This window comes from Altererythrobacter sp. BO-6 (assembly GCF_011047315.1).
In the GTDB taxonomy this organism is placed as follows: Bacteria; Pseudomonadota; Alphaproteobacteria; order Sphingomonadales; family Sphingomonadaceae; genus Erythrobacter.
Genome location: NZ_CP049259.1, coordinates 965,785 through 978,836, shown reverse-complemented (window position 1 = coordinate 978,836; position 13,052 = coordinate 965,785). Strand labels below are relative to the sequence as shown.

The 13,052-nt window shown below is 63.5% G+C and carries 11 protein-coding genes and 1 pseudogene; 9 read left to right on the top strand and 3 right to left on the bottom strand.

Translation table 11 applies throughout. The features are described from left to right. Window positions 1-91: 91 nt before the first annotated feature. Window positions 92-1,477, bottom strand: a pseudogene (locus tag G6N82_RS15300) (TonB-dependent receptor); the annotation flags it as partial. A gap of 190 nt (window positions 1,478-1,667) precedes the next feature. On the opposite strand from G6N82_RS15300, the gene G6N82_RS04780 reads away from it, so the two are divergent. After that, window positions 1,668-2,351 (top strand): hypothetical protein, encoded by a 684-nt coding sequence (locus G6N82_RS04780; protein WP_165194241.1) that lies wholly within the window; start codon window positions 1,668-1,670, stop codon window positions 2,349-2,351. A gap of 44 nt (window positions 2,352-2,395) precedes the next feature. On the opposite strand, the gene G6N82_RS04775 is transcribed toward G6N82_RS04780, so the two are convergent. After that, window positions 2,396-3,319 carry a DUF1838 family protein gene (locus G6N82_RS04775; RefSeq protein WP_165194238.1) on the bottom strand — a complete coding sequence of 308 codons (924 nt, stop codon included), beginning with the start codon at window positions 3,317-3,319 and terminating at the stop codon, window positions 2,396-2,398. Between the two features lie 138 nt (window positions 3,320-3,457). Here G6N82_RS04775 and G6N82_RS04770 point away from each other — a divergent pair, with 138 nt between their 5' ends. The 5 genes from G6N82_RS04770 to G6N82_RS04750 are packed head-to-tail and all read left to right on the top strand — an operon-like array spanning window position 3,458 to window position 8,343. Next, window positions 3,458-4,282: a CoA ester lyase gene (locus G6N82_RS04770; RefSeq protein WP_165194236.1), complete on the top strand. Its 825-nt coding sequence runs from the start codon at window positions 3,458-3,460 to the stop codon at window positions 4,280-4,282. After that, window positions 4,275-4,784, top strand: a complete 510-nt coding sequence (locus G6N82_RS04765) for a MaoC family dehydratase (RefSeq protein ID WP_165194234.1) — start codon at window positions 4,275-4,277, stop codon at window positions 4,782-4,784. Before G6N82_RS04770 ends, G6N82_RS04765 begins: the two co-directional genes overlap by 8 nt. Before the next feature lie 10 nt (window positions 4,785-4,794). After that, window positions 4,795-5,979: an acyl-CoA dehydrogenase family protein gene (locus G6N82_RS04760; protein ID WP_165194232.1), complete on the top strand. Its 1,185-nt coding sequence runs from the start codon at window positions 4,795-4,797 to the stop codon at window positions 5,977-5,979. Between the two features lie 13 nt (window positions 5,980-5,992). Next, window positions 5,993-7,210, top strand: coding sequence for a CoA transferase (locus G6N82_RS04755; RefSeq protein ID WP_165194230.1), 1,218 nt, complete (start codon window positions 5,993-5,995; stop codon window positions 7,208-7,210). A gap of 20 nt (window positions 7,211-7,230) precedes the next feature. After that, window positions 7,231-8,343, top strand: coding sequence for a CoA transferase (locus G6N82_RS04750; protein WP_165194228.1), 1,113 nt, complete (start codon window positions 7,231-7,233; stop codon window positions 8,341-8,343). Between the two features lie 8 nt (window positions 8,344-8,351). Here G6N82_RS04750 and G6N82_RS04745 read toward each other — a convergent pair whose 3' ends face one another. After that, on the bottom strand, window positions 8,352-9,077 hold the full coding sequence (locus G6N82_RS04745) for a GntR family transcriptional regulator (RefSeq protein ID WP_241255196.1): 726 nt from the start codon (window positions 9,075-9,077) through the stop codon (window positions 8,352-8,354). A 98-nt stretch (window positions 9,078-9,175) separates the two neighbouring features. Between G6N82_RS04745 and G6N82_RS04740 the strand changes: the two genes are divergently transcribed. The 3 genes from G6N82_RS04740 to G6N82_RS04730 are packed head-to-tail and all read left to right on the top strand — an operon-like array spanning window position 9,176 to window position 13,052. Then, window positions 9,176-10,405, top strand: a complete 1,230-nt coding sequence (locus tag G6N82_RS04740) for an MmgE/PrpD family protein (protein ID WP_165194226.1) — start codon at window positions 9,176-9,178, stop codon at window positions 10,403-10,405. After that, window positions 10,402-11,688, top strand: a complete 1,287-nt coding sequence (locus G6N82_RS04735; RefSeq protein ID WP_165194224.1) for an MmgE/PrpD family protein — start codon at window positions 10,402-10,404, stop codon at window positions 11,686-11,688. Before G6N82_RS04740 ends, G6N82_RS04735 begins: the two co-directional genes overlap by 4 nt. Beyond that, entirely contained in the window at window positions 11,685-13,052 is a 1,368-nt protein-coding gene (locus G6N82_RS04730; RefSeq protein WP_165194222.1) for a phenylacetate--CoA ligase family protein, read from the top strand. The genes G6N82_RS04735 and G6N82_RS04730 overlap by 4 nt, the downstream gene beginning before the upstream one ends.

Below are 13,052 nucleotides of genomic sequence, written 5' to 3'. Positions count from 1 at the left end.
CATTGCACGAAGCGCGGTTGTCGCGGATGTTGAAGGTCTTTTCCTCATCCGTGTAGCGGATGCCCGCGGTGACGGTGAGCCGTTCGGTGACGTTCAGGTCACCCTGGAGATATCCTGCCCAGGCTTTGGCTTCGTTCTTCAGCGTGCGGTCTGCCAGCACGAAGGGGAAGCCGTTCGGCGGCGGGGCGAAGGGCAAGGTGAAGATATCGCCGAAGTCGGTCGTGTTCCATTCCTGGAAATAATAGACGCCGCCGACCAGGTCGATCAGGCCATCGCCGAGCGAGGCGTTGAACTTCACTTCCTGCGTGAACTGGTCATGCTGGCCTTCGTTGGCGATGGTAAATGCGCCGAAGGTGTAACGTGAAGGCACCGGCGGCGTGCCAGGCAGGAACAGCGCCGGCACGGGTGCGGTGATGCCGGGCAGGCCGCGGCCGTCGGCAAAGTCCAGCGCAAAATCCTGCCGGATCGAAACGAAGCCGGTGATCACGTTGATAGACACATCCGGCGACACTTCGAATTCGAAGTTGGAGCTGACGAAATCCATCGTCGCTTCGTTGCCCAGTCCGAAATCATTCTTCTTGCCGGTCAGCAAGCCATTGAACGAGCCGTTCTTGCTCAGGCCGGTGGAAACGAAGCGGCCACTGCAATTCGATGGATCGAGCGGGTCGCAATCGAAATTGAGAATGTTCGATGAATCCGCGAACGTGTGGATGTAGGAACCGGTCCAGCGGGCGGTGTCGGACAGTTTGCCGCGCAGGCCAAGGCGCAGGCCCCAGCCGTCATTCTCGTTGACGCGTTCGCCGGTGAACGTGTTCTTCGCGTAGCCATCGTCATTCTGCCAATAGCCCGAAACCTTGATCGCGAAGCTGTCCGCCAGCGGCAGGTCGACCGAAGCGCGCGCCATCATCCGCTCGTAGCTGCCATAGCCGACTTCGGCATAGCCCGACACTTCGTCGCCCGGTTCCGACAGGAACACATTGACCGCACCGCCGGTGGTGTTGCGGCCGAACAGCGTGCCTTGCGGGCCGCGCAGCACCTCAACCCGTTCGACATCGAAGAATGACAGGTTGTTGGCGTTCTGGCGGGAGATGTAGATGTCATCGACATAGGTGCCGATCGGCGGATCGAAGGTCGCGATCGATTCGGTGTTGCCGATGCCGCGCAGGTAATAGGAATTGGCGGTGCCGAGGCCGGTGTTGTTGAGGCCGACGAGGTTGGGCACGAACTGCGCCACTTCCAGCGCGCTGGTGACGCCGCGCGTCTCAAGCTCGGCCTGATTGAAGGCGCTGATGGCGATTGGCACATCCTGCACGCTTTCCTCGCGGCGCTGCGCAGTCACGATGATATTGTTGATGCCGCGCTGTTCCTCTTCAGCGGCGGCTTCATCCTGTGCCGATGCGGTGGTTGGGATGGCGGCAATAGCAATTGCAGAAGTCACGCCGGCCAGTGCCAGCTTGGTCGTTTTACGCAGCGTCATAGGTCGCTTTCCTTCCCTGGAGTGAGGTGCCGCCGGCTGCCCGCCGATCTGTTGGCCCGTCCTGCGATGCAAATTTGTCCGGACAACCTCTTGCTTGTCAAGCGCAGAAATGCAAATTGTCCGGACAATTTGTAGTGATCGGTCGCGCGGCGTGCCGTTCGCGCAACAGTTTTGCTTGAAGGGGGCTCAAATGGCGCTTGCGGATTTCGCTTACCCGACGCTGGTTTACGTGCATCTTTTGCTGTTCGTGCTGTGGCTGGGGGCTGACGTCGGGGTGTTTGTGCTCGGCCAGCATTTTCGCCGCCGCGAAACCTATACGCTCGACCAGCGGATCGCCTTGCTCAAGCTGCTGGTGATCATCGATCTCACCCCGCGCACCGCCTGGGCGTTGATGGTGCCGATATCGCTGACGGTGTCCTACATGGGGGGCTGGTGGGATTTGCCGCTGGCGATTGTCCTGTTCGGCTGGGCCATTGCCGCCGTTTGGCTGTGGCTGGTGTTCGACGCCCACAACCATGACATGACCCCGCGTGCGGCGCGCGACCGCAAGATCGAAGGGTGGATCCGCTACCTTCTTTGTGCCGGCTATCTGTTCCTGGGCGCGGAATCGCTGCTGACCAACCATCCGATCGAGCCTGACTGGCTGGCGTGGAAGGCCTTGCTGTTCGGGTTGATTTTCGCCGCTGCGATCATGATCGATGTCGCCTTCAAGCCGGTCGGCGCGCAATTGGGGCGCCTGCTGACTGAAGGGTCGAGCGACGAGACCGAGATCCCGCTGCGCCGGACGATGGACCGCACCCGCATATGGGTCTGGGCGGTCTATTTATTGCTGCTGGTCACGGCCTTCCTGGGCAATGTGAAGCCAATCTATTGAGCGAGGCTCCAGTCGGTTGCCCGACTGGAGCCCTGCCGGCATACTTAGTGTCCGGTCTTGGGCGCATCACCCGAAGCGGCGCGCTGTGCATCGACCTTCTTCTTGAAGACGGTCCAAGTGGTTTCGTTGGGACGTGCGTCATCAACCGGCGGCGCGGTGGTGTAATCCGGATAGTTCAGCGCGATCTCGTCTTTCAGCACGGCAGGCAGTTCGTCGAAGCTTTTCAGCTTGTTGCCCATCGCGTTGAACACCATCTGTCCCTGGCGGCCGCGCATCTTCATCCATGGCATCCAGTCCGAAATCCGCACCCACGACACGATCGGATAAGCCATCGGATGCTTTCTGGGGTTGAGCATTTCGTCGGCATCATAAGCGAAATCGAAGATTTCCATCGCGTGGTACTTGCCGCCCACATAGTCCTGGTAATCGCCGCCCAGGACGTTGTGATAGAACAGCGGGATTTCGAACGGGGAGAAGATCCAGCGCCCCTCGCGCCGCCCGGCAAACTTATAGGGCGTGCCATCCGCAGCATAGGGGAACTGCGCGCGTTGGTTGACCGGATCGTTGGCGATATGCATCACCTCCACCGTTTCGCCGGTCCAGGGATTGTCCCACTGGCGCAGGACCTCACCGGTCTTGGGGTCGAGGTAGAGCATGATTTCGCGGCTGACCATGCGCCAGCCCTTGCCGCGTTTGGGATCGGTCACCGAAACGCAGGTGCGGATGTTCATGCCTTCGCCCTTGAACAGCAGGCGATCGGGTTCACCCATGACGCGCGAATAGACATTGCCCGCCCAGTGATAGACTGCAGGCTTGCCGTCGGCCTCGCCGCACTGGATGCGCTTGGCGATTTCCAGCGCATCTTCAGGCTTGGCTGGGTCAAGCGTCTGGGCCAGCACGGGCTGGCCGGCAAGCGCGGCTCCCGTCAGCAGGGCGGCTGCAACCAAACGCGCTTTCAAAGATTTCATCGATACTCTCCCTTTCGGTGACGGCATAAATTGTCCGGACAACTCCGCATTTCGCTTGACATTAGATTTGTCCGGACAAATTGTGAAGCGACAATTTCCCCGCTTTTGCGGGCCTCAATCGGGACTCGATCTATTCGCATGTTTGCAGCTTCCAGCCTCTTGTTCGTGCCGGGTTCGCGGCCAGATCGCTTTGCGAAAGCGGCTGCTGCCGGTGCCGGGCTGGTGGTAATCGACCTTGAGGATGCGGTCGGCCCGGCCGACAAGGAAAGCGCGCGCGCCGCTGCGTTGCAGCAGGTGGCCGAGGCGGGTGAAGGCTTTGCCATCCGCATCAATGCCGTGACAACCGCCGCCGGGATTCGCGACCTTGCCGCTTTGACCGAAGCCGACGTGCTGCCCGCGATCCTGATGGTACCGATGGTCGAAACCGCGACTGAGCTGGATATCGTCGCGAGCGCGCTTGGCGATCGCTGCCCGCAGCTGATCCCGCTGATCGAAACGCCGCGAGGGTTGCGCAGCGCGCTGGCAATCGTCAGCCACCCGCAGGTCTGCGCGCTGATGTTCGGTGGGGCGGACTTCTCTGGCGAGTTGCGCGTGGCCGTATCGTGGGAACCGCTGCTCGCCGCGCGCCAGCAGCTGGTGCTGGCCTGTGCCGAGGCGCGCAAACCACTGATCGACGTGCCCTTCATCCACCTCGACGATGACGCAGGGCTCGAGCGCGAATGCGAGGCTGCGCGGGCGATCGGGATCTCCGCCAAGGCCGCGATCCATCCGCGCCAGGTCCCTGCGATCGAAGCCGCCTTTTCGCCCACCGAAGCGGAGATCGCCGAAGCAGAAGAGGCATTGCGTGTTTACGAGGAAACCGGCGGCAAGGCGGTGCGGCACAAGGGCCGCATGCTCGAAGCCCCGATGATCAAGACTTATCGCGCGGTGATCGCGCGCAGCAAAGGACAAGCAAATGCGTGACGGTGTTATCGAAGTTGCCCCCGGTCGCTTCCGCGAGGTGCAGGGCCGCTATTTCGAGGATTTCGTGGAAGGCCATGTCTATGAACATCGGCCCGGACGGACCATCACCGATGCCGACAATGTGTGGTTCACGCTGCTGACGATGAACACCCACCCGGCGCATTTCGACTATGAGCTGTCGAAAGATACCGAATTCGGCAAACCGCTGGTGGTCAGCCCGTTCACCATCGCGCTGATGACGGGCATGAGCGTGTCCGACACCAGCGGCAAGGCGATCGCCAATCTCGGCTGGGACGAAGTGCGGATGACCAAGCCGCTGTTCGTTGGCGACACGCTTTATTGCGAAAGCGAAGTGCTGGAAAAGCGCGAAAGCAAGAGCCGCCCCGAACAGGGCATCGTGACCTTCAAGACCATCGCCAAGAACCAGCACGGCGATGTGGTCGCGCATTACAAGCGCACCGTACTCGTATGGAAGCGCGGCTTCGGCAATCTCGACGACTGAGGATTTTCCCATGGCTACCGCCCCCAAGTTTGACGACCAGATCCGCACGATCGACCCGGATGAGGAACGCGCCTTCATGGACGCGATCGACCGCTGGCTGGAGCGTGAAGTGATCCCGGTGATCCAGCATCATGACCACAACGACATCTGGCCGGAAAAGCTGGTCGAGCAGATGTCGGAAATGGGCCTGTTCGGTGCCACTATCGGCCAGGAATATGGCGGGCTGGGCCTGCCGGCGACGACCTATGCCAAGATCGTGATGCGCATTTCCAGCTACTGGATGGCGATCACCGGCATTTTCAATTCGCACCTGATCATGGCGGCGGCGGTCGAACGCTTCGGCACGCCCGAGCAAAAGGCCAAGTGGCTGCCCAAATTCGCCAGCGGAGAGATTCGCGGCGGGCTGGCGCTGACCGAGCCCAATGCCGGCACCGACCTGCAGGCGATCCGCACCACCGCAGTGCGCGACGGCGATCATTACGTGATCAACGGCACCAAGACGTGGATTTCGAATGCGCTCAACGGATCCTGCTTCGCATTGCTGGTCAAGACCGATCCGGCGGCTGAACCGCGCTACAAGGGGATGAGCCTGTTCATCGCCGACAAGCGTGACGGATTCACCACCGGCAAGAAATTCGACAAGCTGGGTTACAAGTCGATCGACAGCGCCGAGCTGATTTTCGACAATTACCGCATTCCGGCCGACCAGCTGATCGGCGGGGTCGAAGGGCAGGGCTTCTTCCAGGCGACAGGCGGGCTGGAACTGGGCCGCATCAACGTGGCCGCGCGCGGCGTGGGGCTGGCCGAAGGCTCGCTGCGGCTGGCGACCGAATACGCGCAGCAGCGCGAAACCATGGGCAAGCCGATCGCGCAGCACCAGGCGATCCAGCTGAAGCTCGGCGAGATGGTGACGCGCGCCCGCGCCGCACGGCTGCTGACGCTTGATGCCTCGGAAGCCTATGATCGCGGCGAACGCTGCGACAAGGAAGCGGGTATTGCGAAGTATTTCGCTTCGGAAGCAGCGGTCGAAAACAGCCAGGAGGCGATGCGCATTTACGGTGGCTATTCCTATTCCAAGGAATACGACATCGAACGCTATTACCGCGACAGCATGCTGATGTGCATCGGCGAGGGGACCAACGAGATGCAGCGGATCATTATCGCCCGCCAGCATATCAAGGAGAACCCGATCTAGGGGCGCGGTGGGCATGAACCTTCCGCTTTCCGGATTCCGTGTCATCAGCGCCGAACAATATGGCGCAGGACCCTATGGGACGATGTTCCTCGCCCAGATGGGGGCGGAGGTCATCAAGATCGAACCGCCGTCCAAGAACGGTCCAGATGGAAAAAAGCGCGGTGGCGGCGACACGGCGCGCGCCGTGGGCCCACATTTCTTGCGCGAGGGCGAAAGCACTTATTTCCAAAGTTTCAACCTCAACAAGCGTTCGCTCACGCTCGATCTCAACACCGCCGAGGGGCAGGAAGTGCTCCACCGGCTGGTCGAGCGCAGCCATGTCGTCGCCAATAACATGCGCGGCGACCTGCCGGCGCGGCTGGGGCTCGACTATGCCGCGCTCAAGGATGTGAACCCTGCGATCGTTTGCGCGCACCTTTCCGCCTATGGTCGCGACAACAAGCGCGCCAAATGGCCGGGCTACGATTATCTTATGCAGGCCGAGGCAGGCTATTGCCAGATGACCGGCGAGCCGGGCGGCGATCCGCAGCGGATGGGCCTGTCGATGGTCGATTTCATCACCGGCACGATCTTCTGCATCGGCTTGCTGGGGGCGCTGGTCGACGCGCAGCGCAGCGGCAAGGGACGCGATGTCGATACCGATCTGCTCAGCGCCGCATTGCACCAGACCAGCTATCCCGCGCTGTGGTACATGAACCATGGCGACGAGACCCAGCGCACGCCGCGCAGCGCGCATCCGACGGCGACTCCCAGCCAGATGTTCAAGGCGGCCGATGGCTGGATGTTCGTGATGTGCCAGCTGCCCAAGTTCTGGGACATCCTGTGTGACCGGATGGGGCGCGACGACCTGAAAGCCGATCCGCGCTTCGCCAGCAATGCCGACCGGCTGGCGCACCGTGACGAGCTTACGGCGCTGCTCGATGCCGAATTCGTGAAGCAGCCGATGGCCTACTGGCAGGAGCTTTTGGCCGGCCATGTGCCGGTGGCGCCAGTCTATACACTGGGCGCCGCGCTCGATAATCCGTGGCTGCGGGAAATCGGCCTGCGCGATGAAGTGGCCCATCCTGACAATCCGCACTTGCAGATCCTCGCCAGCCCGCTGAAGTTCGACGGGCAGCGCCCGCCCAATCGTGCCGCCCCGCTGCTGGGCGCTGATAGCGATGCGATCCTTGCAGAACTCGGCTACGACGCCGAGAAGATTGCCGGGCTGCGTCACAGCGGCACCATCTGAAGCGGGGGAATGACGGAGACATGGGCAAGCTGACTGGCATCACGGTGGTCGACCTGACGCAGTTCCTGCCCGGGCCGATGATGACGGTGATGATGGCCGATCAGGGCGCCGAAGTGATCAAGGTGGAACCGGCAGCGGGCGATCCGGCGCGTGAGCAGGCCCCGTTCGACACCTATGGCCCAGCTGGTGAAGGGGCCGAGCATTCGGTGTGGTTCGCCAATCTCAACCGCGGCAAAACCAGCGTCGTGCTCGACCTCAAGAGCGACGAAGGCACGGCGGCGCTGCGCGACCTGATCGCCCGCGCCGATGTGTTCGTCGAGGGCTTCCGACCCGGCGTGATGGCGCGGCTGGGCTTTGACTATGACAGCGTCAAGGCGCTCAAGCCCGACATCGTCTATTGCTCGATCTCGGCCTTCGGGCAGCATGGCGCGCTGGCGCATCACCCCGCGCATGATATGGCGGTGCAGGCGCTGGCGGGCTTCCTTGCCGTGAATGACGGGCCTGACGGCACGCCGGTGGTGCCGGGCGCGCCAAGCGCGGACATGGCCGCCGGGCTGACTGCGCTTTCGGCCGTGCTGATGGCGCTGGTGGGGCGCGAGCGAACGGGCGAGGGTGCCTATATCGACTGTGCCATGTTCGACAGCCTGCTGCCGTGGTGCGTGCACACCGCGGGTAGCGCCATTGCTGGCGGGCCGAGCCCGAAATCGGCCTCGCAGCGTTCGCTTGGCGGCGCGGCCTTTTACCAGGTCTACAAGACCAGCGATGGCCAGCATGTCGCGCTGGGCGGGCGCGAGCTCAAATTCGCGAAGAACCTGCTCACCGCATTGGGGCGCGAGGACCTGTTGCCTCTGGCTGAAGCACCGGCGGGAGAGCAAGGCGAGCTGATCGCTTTCCTGCGCGCAACCTTTGCCACGAAGACCCGCGACGAATGGGTCCAGTGGTTCGCGGACAAGGACGTCGCCTTCGCCCCGGTGCTCGATTTCCGCGAAGCGCTGGACGAGCCTCATATTGCCGAACGCGGGTTGTGGGTCGCCGGCGAGGGCGGTGGCAGGCACATCGCGCCGGCAATCCGCTTTGTCGGCGAGGACTGGGCGCCGGGCGACGTTCCGCCATTGGTGAAGCGGCCCGCGTGACCTGTATGCTATCCCTCGATGTCGATGTGCATCGCGTAGGCGAAGCGATCGCCGGGGTGGTGGCTCACGGAGATTTCGAACACCTGGCCTTTGCGGTCGATATAGCAACGCAGGATTTGCAGAACGGGGCTGCCGGGTTCCACGTCGAGCGCCTTGGCGATTTCGTCATTGGCCGCGATCGCCTGGATATCTTGCGTCACTGTGCTTGCGCTGACCCCGGTCAGTTCTTCCACCTGACTGAACAGTGTCTTGGGGCTGGCATTGAGGTCCAGCGCTTCGATCGCATCGCCGAGCCGCTCATGGAAATAGGCGGTGGTCGCCGCGATCGGTTTGGCGCCGATGTCCTGCTGGCGCAGGCCGCTGAACATCGTCCAGCTCCCCGTCGTGTCGGGCGCGATCTGCTCCGCGATCTCGGCTGGCAGCGGGCCCTGCCCCGCCGGACGATAGATCACCGCACTGCCGCGCGCATATTGCAGCAATTCGCCGACGTTGGAGAGCGGCTGGTGCAGTGCCCCTCCGCGGGCGGCGGGCGGTTGCACCGTGGTGCCAGAACCACGCTTGCGGGCAATCAGCCCTTCCGCTTCAAGCCGGCGCAGCGCCTCGCGAACCGTAAAGCGGCTGACGTCATAGCGCTGGCACAGCGCCGTCTCGGTCGGAAACTGTTCTCCACCGGCAAATTGGCCGGCCAGGATCGCTTCGCGCAATTCGGCCGCAAGCATGAGATAGCGCGGCATGCGTCCTTGCTTGGCCGCTTTGTCCGCACTCGATTTGGTTTTGGCCTTCGTTGCCAACCTTTGCTCCATCAACCCTCGGCCATGACGGGAGTGCGCGCATGAGCGACCCGCTGCTGGCTCAACTTGTCCGGACAATAGCGCGGCCCGTTGGCAAAAGCGAGCGCCACCGTGCACGTTTGCACCTGCTCGATTGGCTCGCTTGCATCGCGGGCGCCCGAAACAGCGAAGCGGGCGCGCTGAGCGGCGCAATTTCGAGCCAGGGGTGGGAGCGCGCAACCTATCTCGGCAATGTGCTGGAGATGGACGATGTCCATCGCACCGCGCTGCTCCATCCCGGGCCAGTGATCTGGCCTACGGCGATGAGCCTGCCCAGTGCTTCGCTCGATCAGCGGCTTGATGCAGCGGTGCGCGGTTATGAAGCGATGATCGCGATCGGCGCGGCGTTCGATGCGCACCACTATGCCCATTGGCACCCTACCGCGACCATGGGCCTGTTCGGCGCCTGTGCCGCGTTCGGTTCACTGATCGGTTTTGCGCCGATCGAATACGCCAACGCGCTGGGCAATGCCGGTTCGGTCGCGGGCGGTCTATGGCACATGCGGCATGACAAGGATGTGCTGACAAAGCAGTGGCATATCCACCATGCGGTGCGGACCGGGCGCGATGCGGCGCTGCATGTGCATTACGGCGCAACCGGGCCGCAAGCGATCCTCGAGGGGCCGCAAGGGCTGTTTGCCGCGATGACGCGCGAGCCCGGCGAATTGGCGAACAATGGCGATGGCTGGCTGATCGACCAGGTCAGCTTCAAACCGTGGGCTGCCTGCCGCCATGCCCATCCGGCGATCGATGCGGCGATGGAACTGCGTGCCGCGGGCAAGCTCATTCCGCCGTTCACAGTCGAGACCTATGCCGATGCGCTGGCCTTCTGCGACCGGCCCAATCCGACCACCGAACTCGAAGCCAAATTCTCGCTCCAGCATGCGATTGCCGTGGTGGCAGACGGACGCAGCGCCGAACCGCAGGACTTTGCGGCAGACGCGATTGCCGCTCTCGCGGACCTTCGGGCGCAGGTGACTGCGGCAGAAGATTCCGCGATTACAGCGCGCTATCCGGCACATTTCGGCGCGCGGGTGAACGGGCTGGAACTGGTGGACACGCTGGGCGATCCCGAACGGCCGATCGGCGAACGCGAACTCATCGCCAAGATGCACAGCCTCGCACGCTGGGGCGGCTTGCCCGAAAGCGAAGCGCACAAGGCGGTATCGCTGGCGCTTCACGAGCATGACGCTGCCGCGCTCGATACGCTGATCGAGGAATGGACGCGATGAGCGCGACCGCCGATCTCCTCGCCTTTGCGGCAGCGGATCATGTGCTGCCCGATGCAGCGCGCGCCGATGCGCTGCGGTTGCTCGCCGATACGCTGGCGGTGGGTGCGGCGGGTGCAAACGCACCGGGTGCGGATGCCATTCTCGCTACCGCGCGGGCAATGGGCAGCGGCAACGATGCGCGCCTGATCGGCACGGACGAGCGCTTGCCGGCACCCGCCGCGGCCTTCGTCAACGGCTATCGCATCCATTGCCTGGAATGGGACGCTGTGCACGAGCCTGCGGTGGTCCACGCGCTCAGCACCGTGGTGGCCGCGCTGGGCGCCGCAATCGACCGGCAGGGCGGATGCGATCCCGAAGCGGCGCTCACCGCGCTCGCGATCGGCGTTGATGTCGCTTCGGGCATTGGCCTTGCGGCGGATACCGGACTCAGCTTTTTCCGCCCGGCGACAGCGGGCCTGCTGGGCGCCGCGCTGGCGGTGGCGCGGATCGACGGCGCGCCGCTGGATGACACGCTCGGTATCGCCTATTCCTCGGCGGCGGGGACGATGCAGGCGCATGTCGAGGGGCTGGCCACGCTGCCATTCCAGATCGCCAATGCCGCGCGTGCAGCGGTTACGGCGAGCGACCTGGCCAAGGCCGGGTTTCCGGGGCCGAAAGACCCGCTGGAGGGGCAATTCGGCTATTACCAGTTGTTCGATCGCGGTGATCTTGCGCGTTATACATGCGATCTCGGCAAGGTCTGGCGGATTTCCGAAGTCAGCGTGAAGCCGTTCCCTTCGGGCCGGGCGAGCCATGCCGCATTGGGCAAGCTGCAGGAACTCGCGCTCGATCCTGCCGCGGTCGCGACGATCGAGCTCGCCTGCCCGCCGCTGATCCGGCGGCTCGTCGCGCGGCCCTACCTGCGCGAAATGACCCCGGCCTATGCCCGGCTGTGCCTGCCCTGGCTCGCCGCGCTGATGCTCACGGACGGGCGGATCGACCCGCGCCGCTTCACGCCGGAACACATGGCCGATCCGGCGCTGGCTGCGCTCGCCGACAAGGTCGCTCTGGTGCCTGACGGCAATGAGGACCCCAATGCCCTGTTTCCGCAGGCTTTGAGCATCGCCTTCAAGGACGGGACCAGCCAGCGGCACCATATCGGCGCCACGCTCGGCAGCCCGGACAATCCGCTGAGCGAAGCGCAAGCCGAAGCCAAATTCACGCTCGCCCACGAACTCGCCCCCACCGATGCCGACCAGCGCATCTTCGATGACCCTCTCGCTTATTTCACGAAAGCCCTATGACCTACCCGACCTATTTCGAAGCGCTCGACCACCGGCAATTGCTATCGGATTACCCGATCGGCGAGGCCTTCACCGCGCGCTACAAATCTATGAGCCGCGACGAGCTTTTTGCGATCCAGGACGCGCAATTCCGGCGGCTGATGCAGCGCGGCTGGCAGGTGCCGTTCTACCAGCGGTTGTGGGGCGCGCAGGGGATCGAGCCGGGTGACATCCGCGGCCTTGCGGACATCACCAAGCTGCCGGTTTACGACAAGAGCGACCTGATGGCCTCGATCGCGGACTACCCGCCCTATGGCGACTTCCACGGGATGGGCGATCCGGCGACGCGCCCGCCGACGATCTTCCACACCACCAGCGGCACCACCGGCAAGCCGCAAACGCTGATGTTCGGGCCGAAGGGGCGCGAGGTCGGCAATCTGCTGGTCGGGCGGATGTACCGCTGGATGGGCCTTGAGCCGAGCGATGTCGTCCATTCGGTCTATGGCCACGGCATGATCAACGGCGGGCACTATATCCGCGAGGCGGTGACGCATTTCACCAACAGCGTGTTCTTGTCCGCCGGCACGGGGATCGAAACCCGCAGCGTCAACCAGGTGCGGCTGATGGCCGATTTCGGGGTGACCGCGATCGTCGGCTTCGTCGACTATATCCGCAAGCTGGCGGAAACCGCCGAGGCCGAGGGGCTGTTCGACAAGATCAATATCCGCATGATCATCGGCCATCTTGGCACGGAGGATCGCGCCAGCACCGAAGCCGCCTGGCACGGCGCAAAGGCTTATGACTGGTACGGCGTGGGCGACACCGGCACCATCGCGGGCGAGGGGCCGGAGCGTGAGGGTATGTATGTCTGGGAAGACGCACAATATCTCGAACTGCTGGACATCGATAGCGGCGCGCCGGTGGCACATGGCGAAACCGGGGACATGGTCGTTACATGCCTTTACAAGGACGATATCGCGCCCTGCATCCGCTTCAACACGCATGACATTACGCACGAACTCGATGGCCTCGGCGAGATCGTGTTCAAGCGCATCGCCGGCTTCAAGGGCCGTAGCGACAACATGGTCAAACTGCGCGGGATCAACGTGTTCCCGCATGCGATCGGCGCGATTATCGAGAACCGTGCGGACCTCACCGGCGAATATGTCTGCCATCTGCGCCGCGACGCCAGCCAGAAGGATCACATGACGGTGACGCTGGAAAGCCGGGGTGGCAGCGACGCGGGTGAACTGGCCGACACGCTGCGGCGCGGGCTGGGCGTCGAAGTCGAAGTGCGGCTGGTCGGCCCGGGCGAAACCGCCAGCGATACCGAGATCGACACGCGGCAGAAGCCGCTCCGCCTGATCGACCAGCGGGGGGTATAG

Bases quoted from the DNA above. Each gene is read 5' to 3' on its own strand.
- G6N82_RS04750 (WP_165194228.1), top strand. From the start codon at position 7,231: ATGGGCAAGCTGACTGGCATCACGGTGGTCGACCTGACGCAGTTCCTG.
- G6N82_RS04735 (WP_165194224.1), top strand. From the start codon at position 10,402: ATGAGCGCGACCGCCGATCTCCTCGCCTTTGCGGCAGCGGATCATGTG.
- G6N82_RS04740 (WP_165194226.1), top strand. From the start codon at position 9,176: ATGAGCGACCCGCTGCTGGCTCAACTTGTCCGGACAATAGCGCGGCCC.
- G6N82_RS04760 (WP_165194232.1), top strand. From the start codon at position 4,795: ATGGCTACCGCCCCCAAGTTTGACGACCAGATCCGCACGATCGACCCG.
- G6N82_RS04775 (WP_165194238.1), bottom strand. From the start codon at position 3,319: ATGAAATCTTTGAAAGCGCGTTTGGTTGCAGCCGCCCTGCTGACGGGA.
- G6N82_RS04780 (WP_165194241.1), top strand. From the start codon at position 1,668: ATGGCGCTTGCGGATTTCGCTTACCCGACGCTGGTTTACGTGCATCTT.
- G6N82_RS04770 (WP_165194236.1), top strand. From the start codon at position 3,458: ATGTTTGCAGCTTCCAGCCTCTTGTTCGTGCCGGGTTCGCGGCCAGAT.
- G6N82_RS04730 (WP_165194222.1), top strand. From the start codon at position 11,685: ATGACCTACCCGACCTATTTCGAAGCGCTCGACCACCGGCAATTGCTA.
- G6N82_RS04765 (WP_165194234.1), top strand. From the start codon at position 4,275: ATGCGTGACGGTGTTATCGAAGTTGCCCCCGGTCGCTTCCGCGAGGTG.
- G6N82_RS04745 (WP_241255196.1), bottom strand. From the start codon at position 9,077: ATGCCGCGCTATCTCATGCTTGCGGCCGAATTGCGCGAAGCGATCCTG.
- G6N82_RS04755 (WP_165194230.1), top strand. From the start codon at position 5,993: ATGAACCTTCCGCTTTCCGGATTCCGTGTCATCAGCGCCGAACAATAT.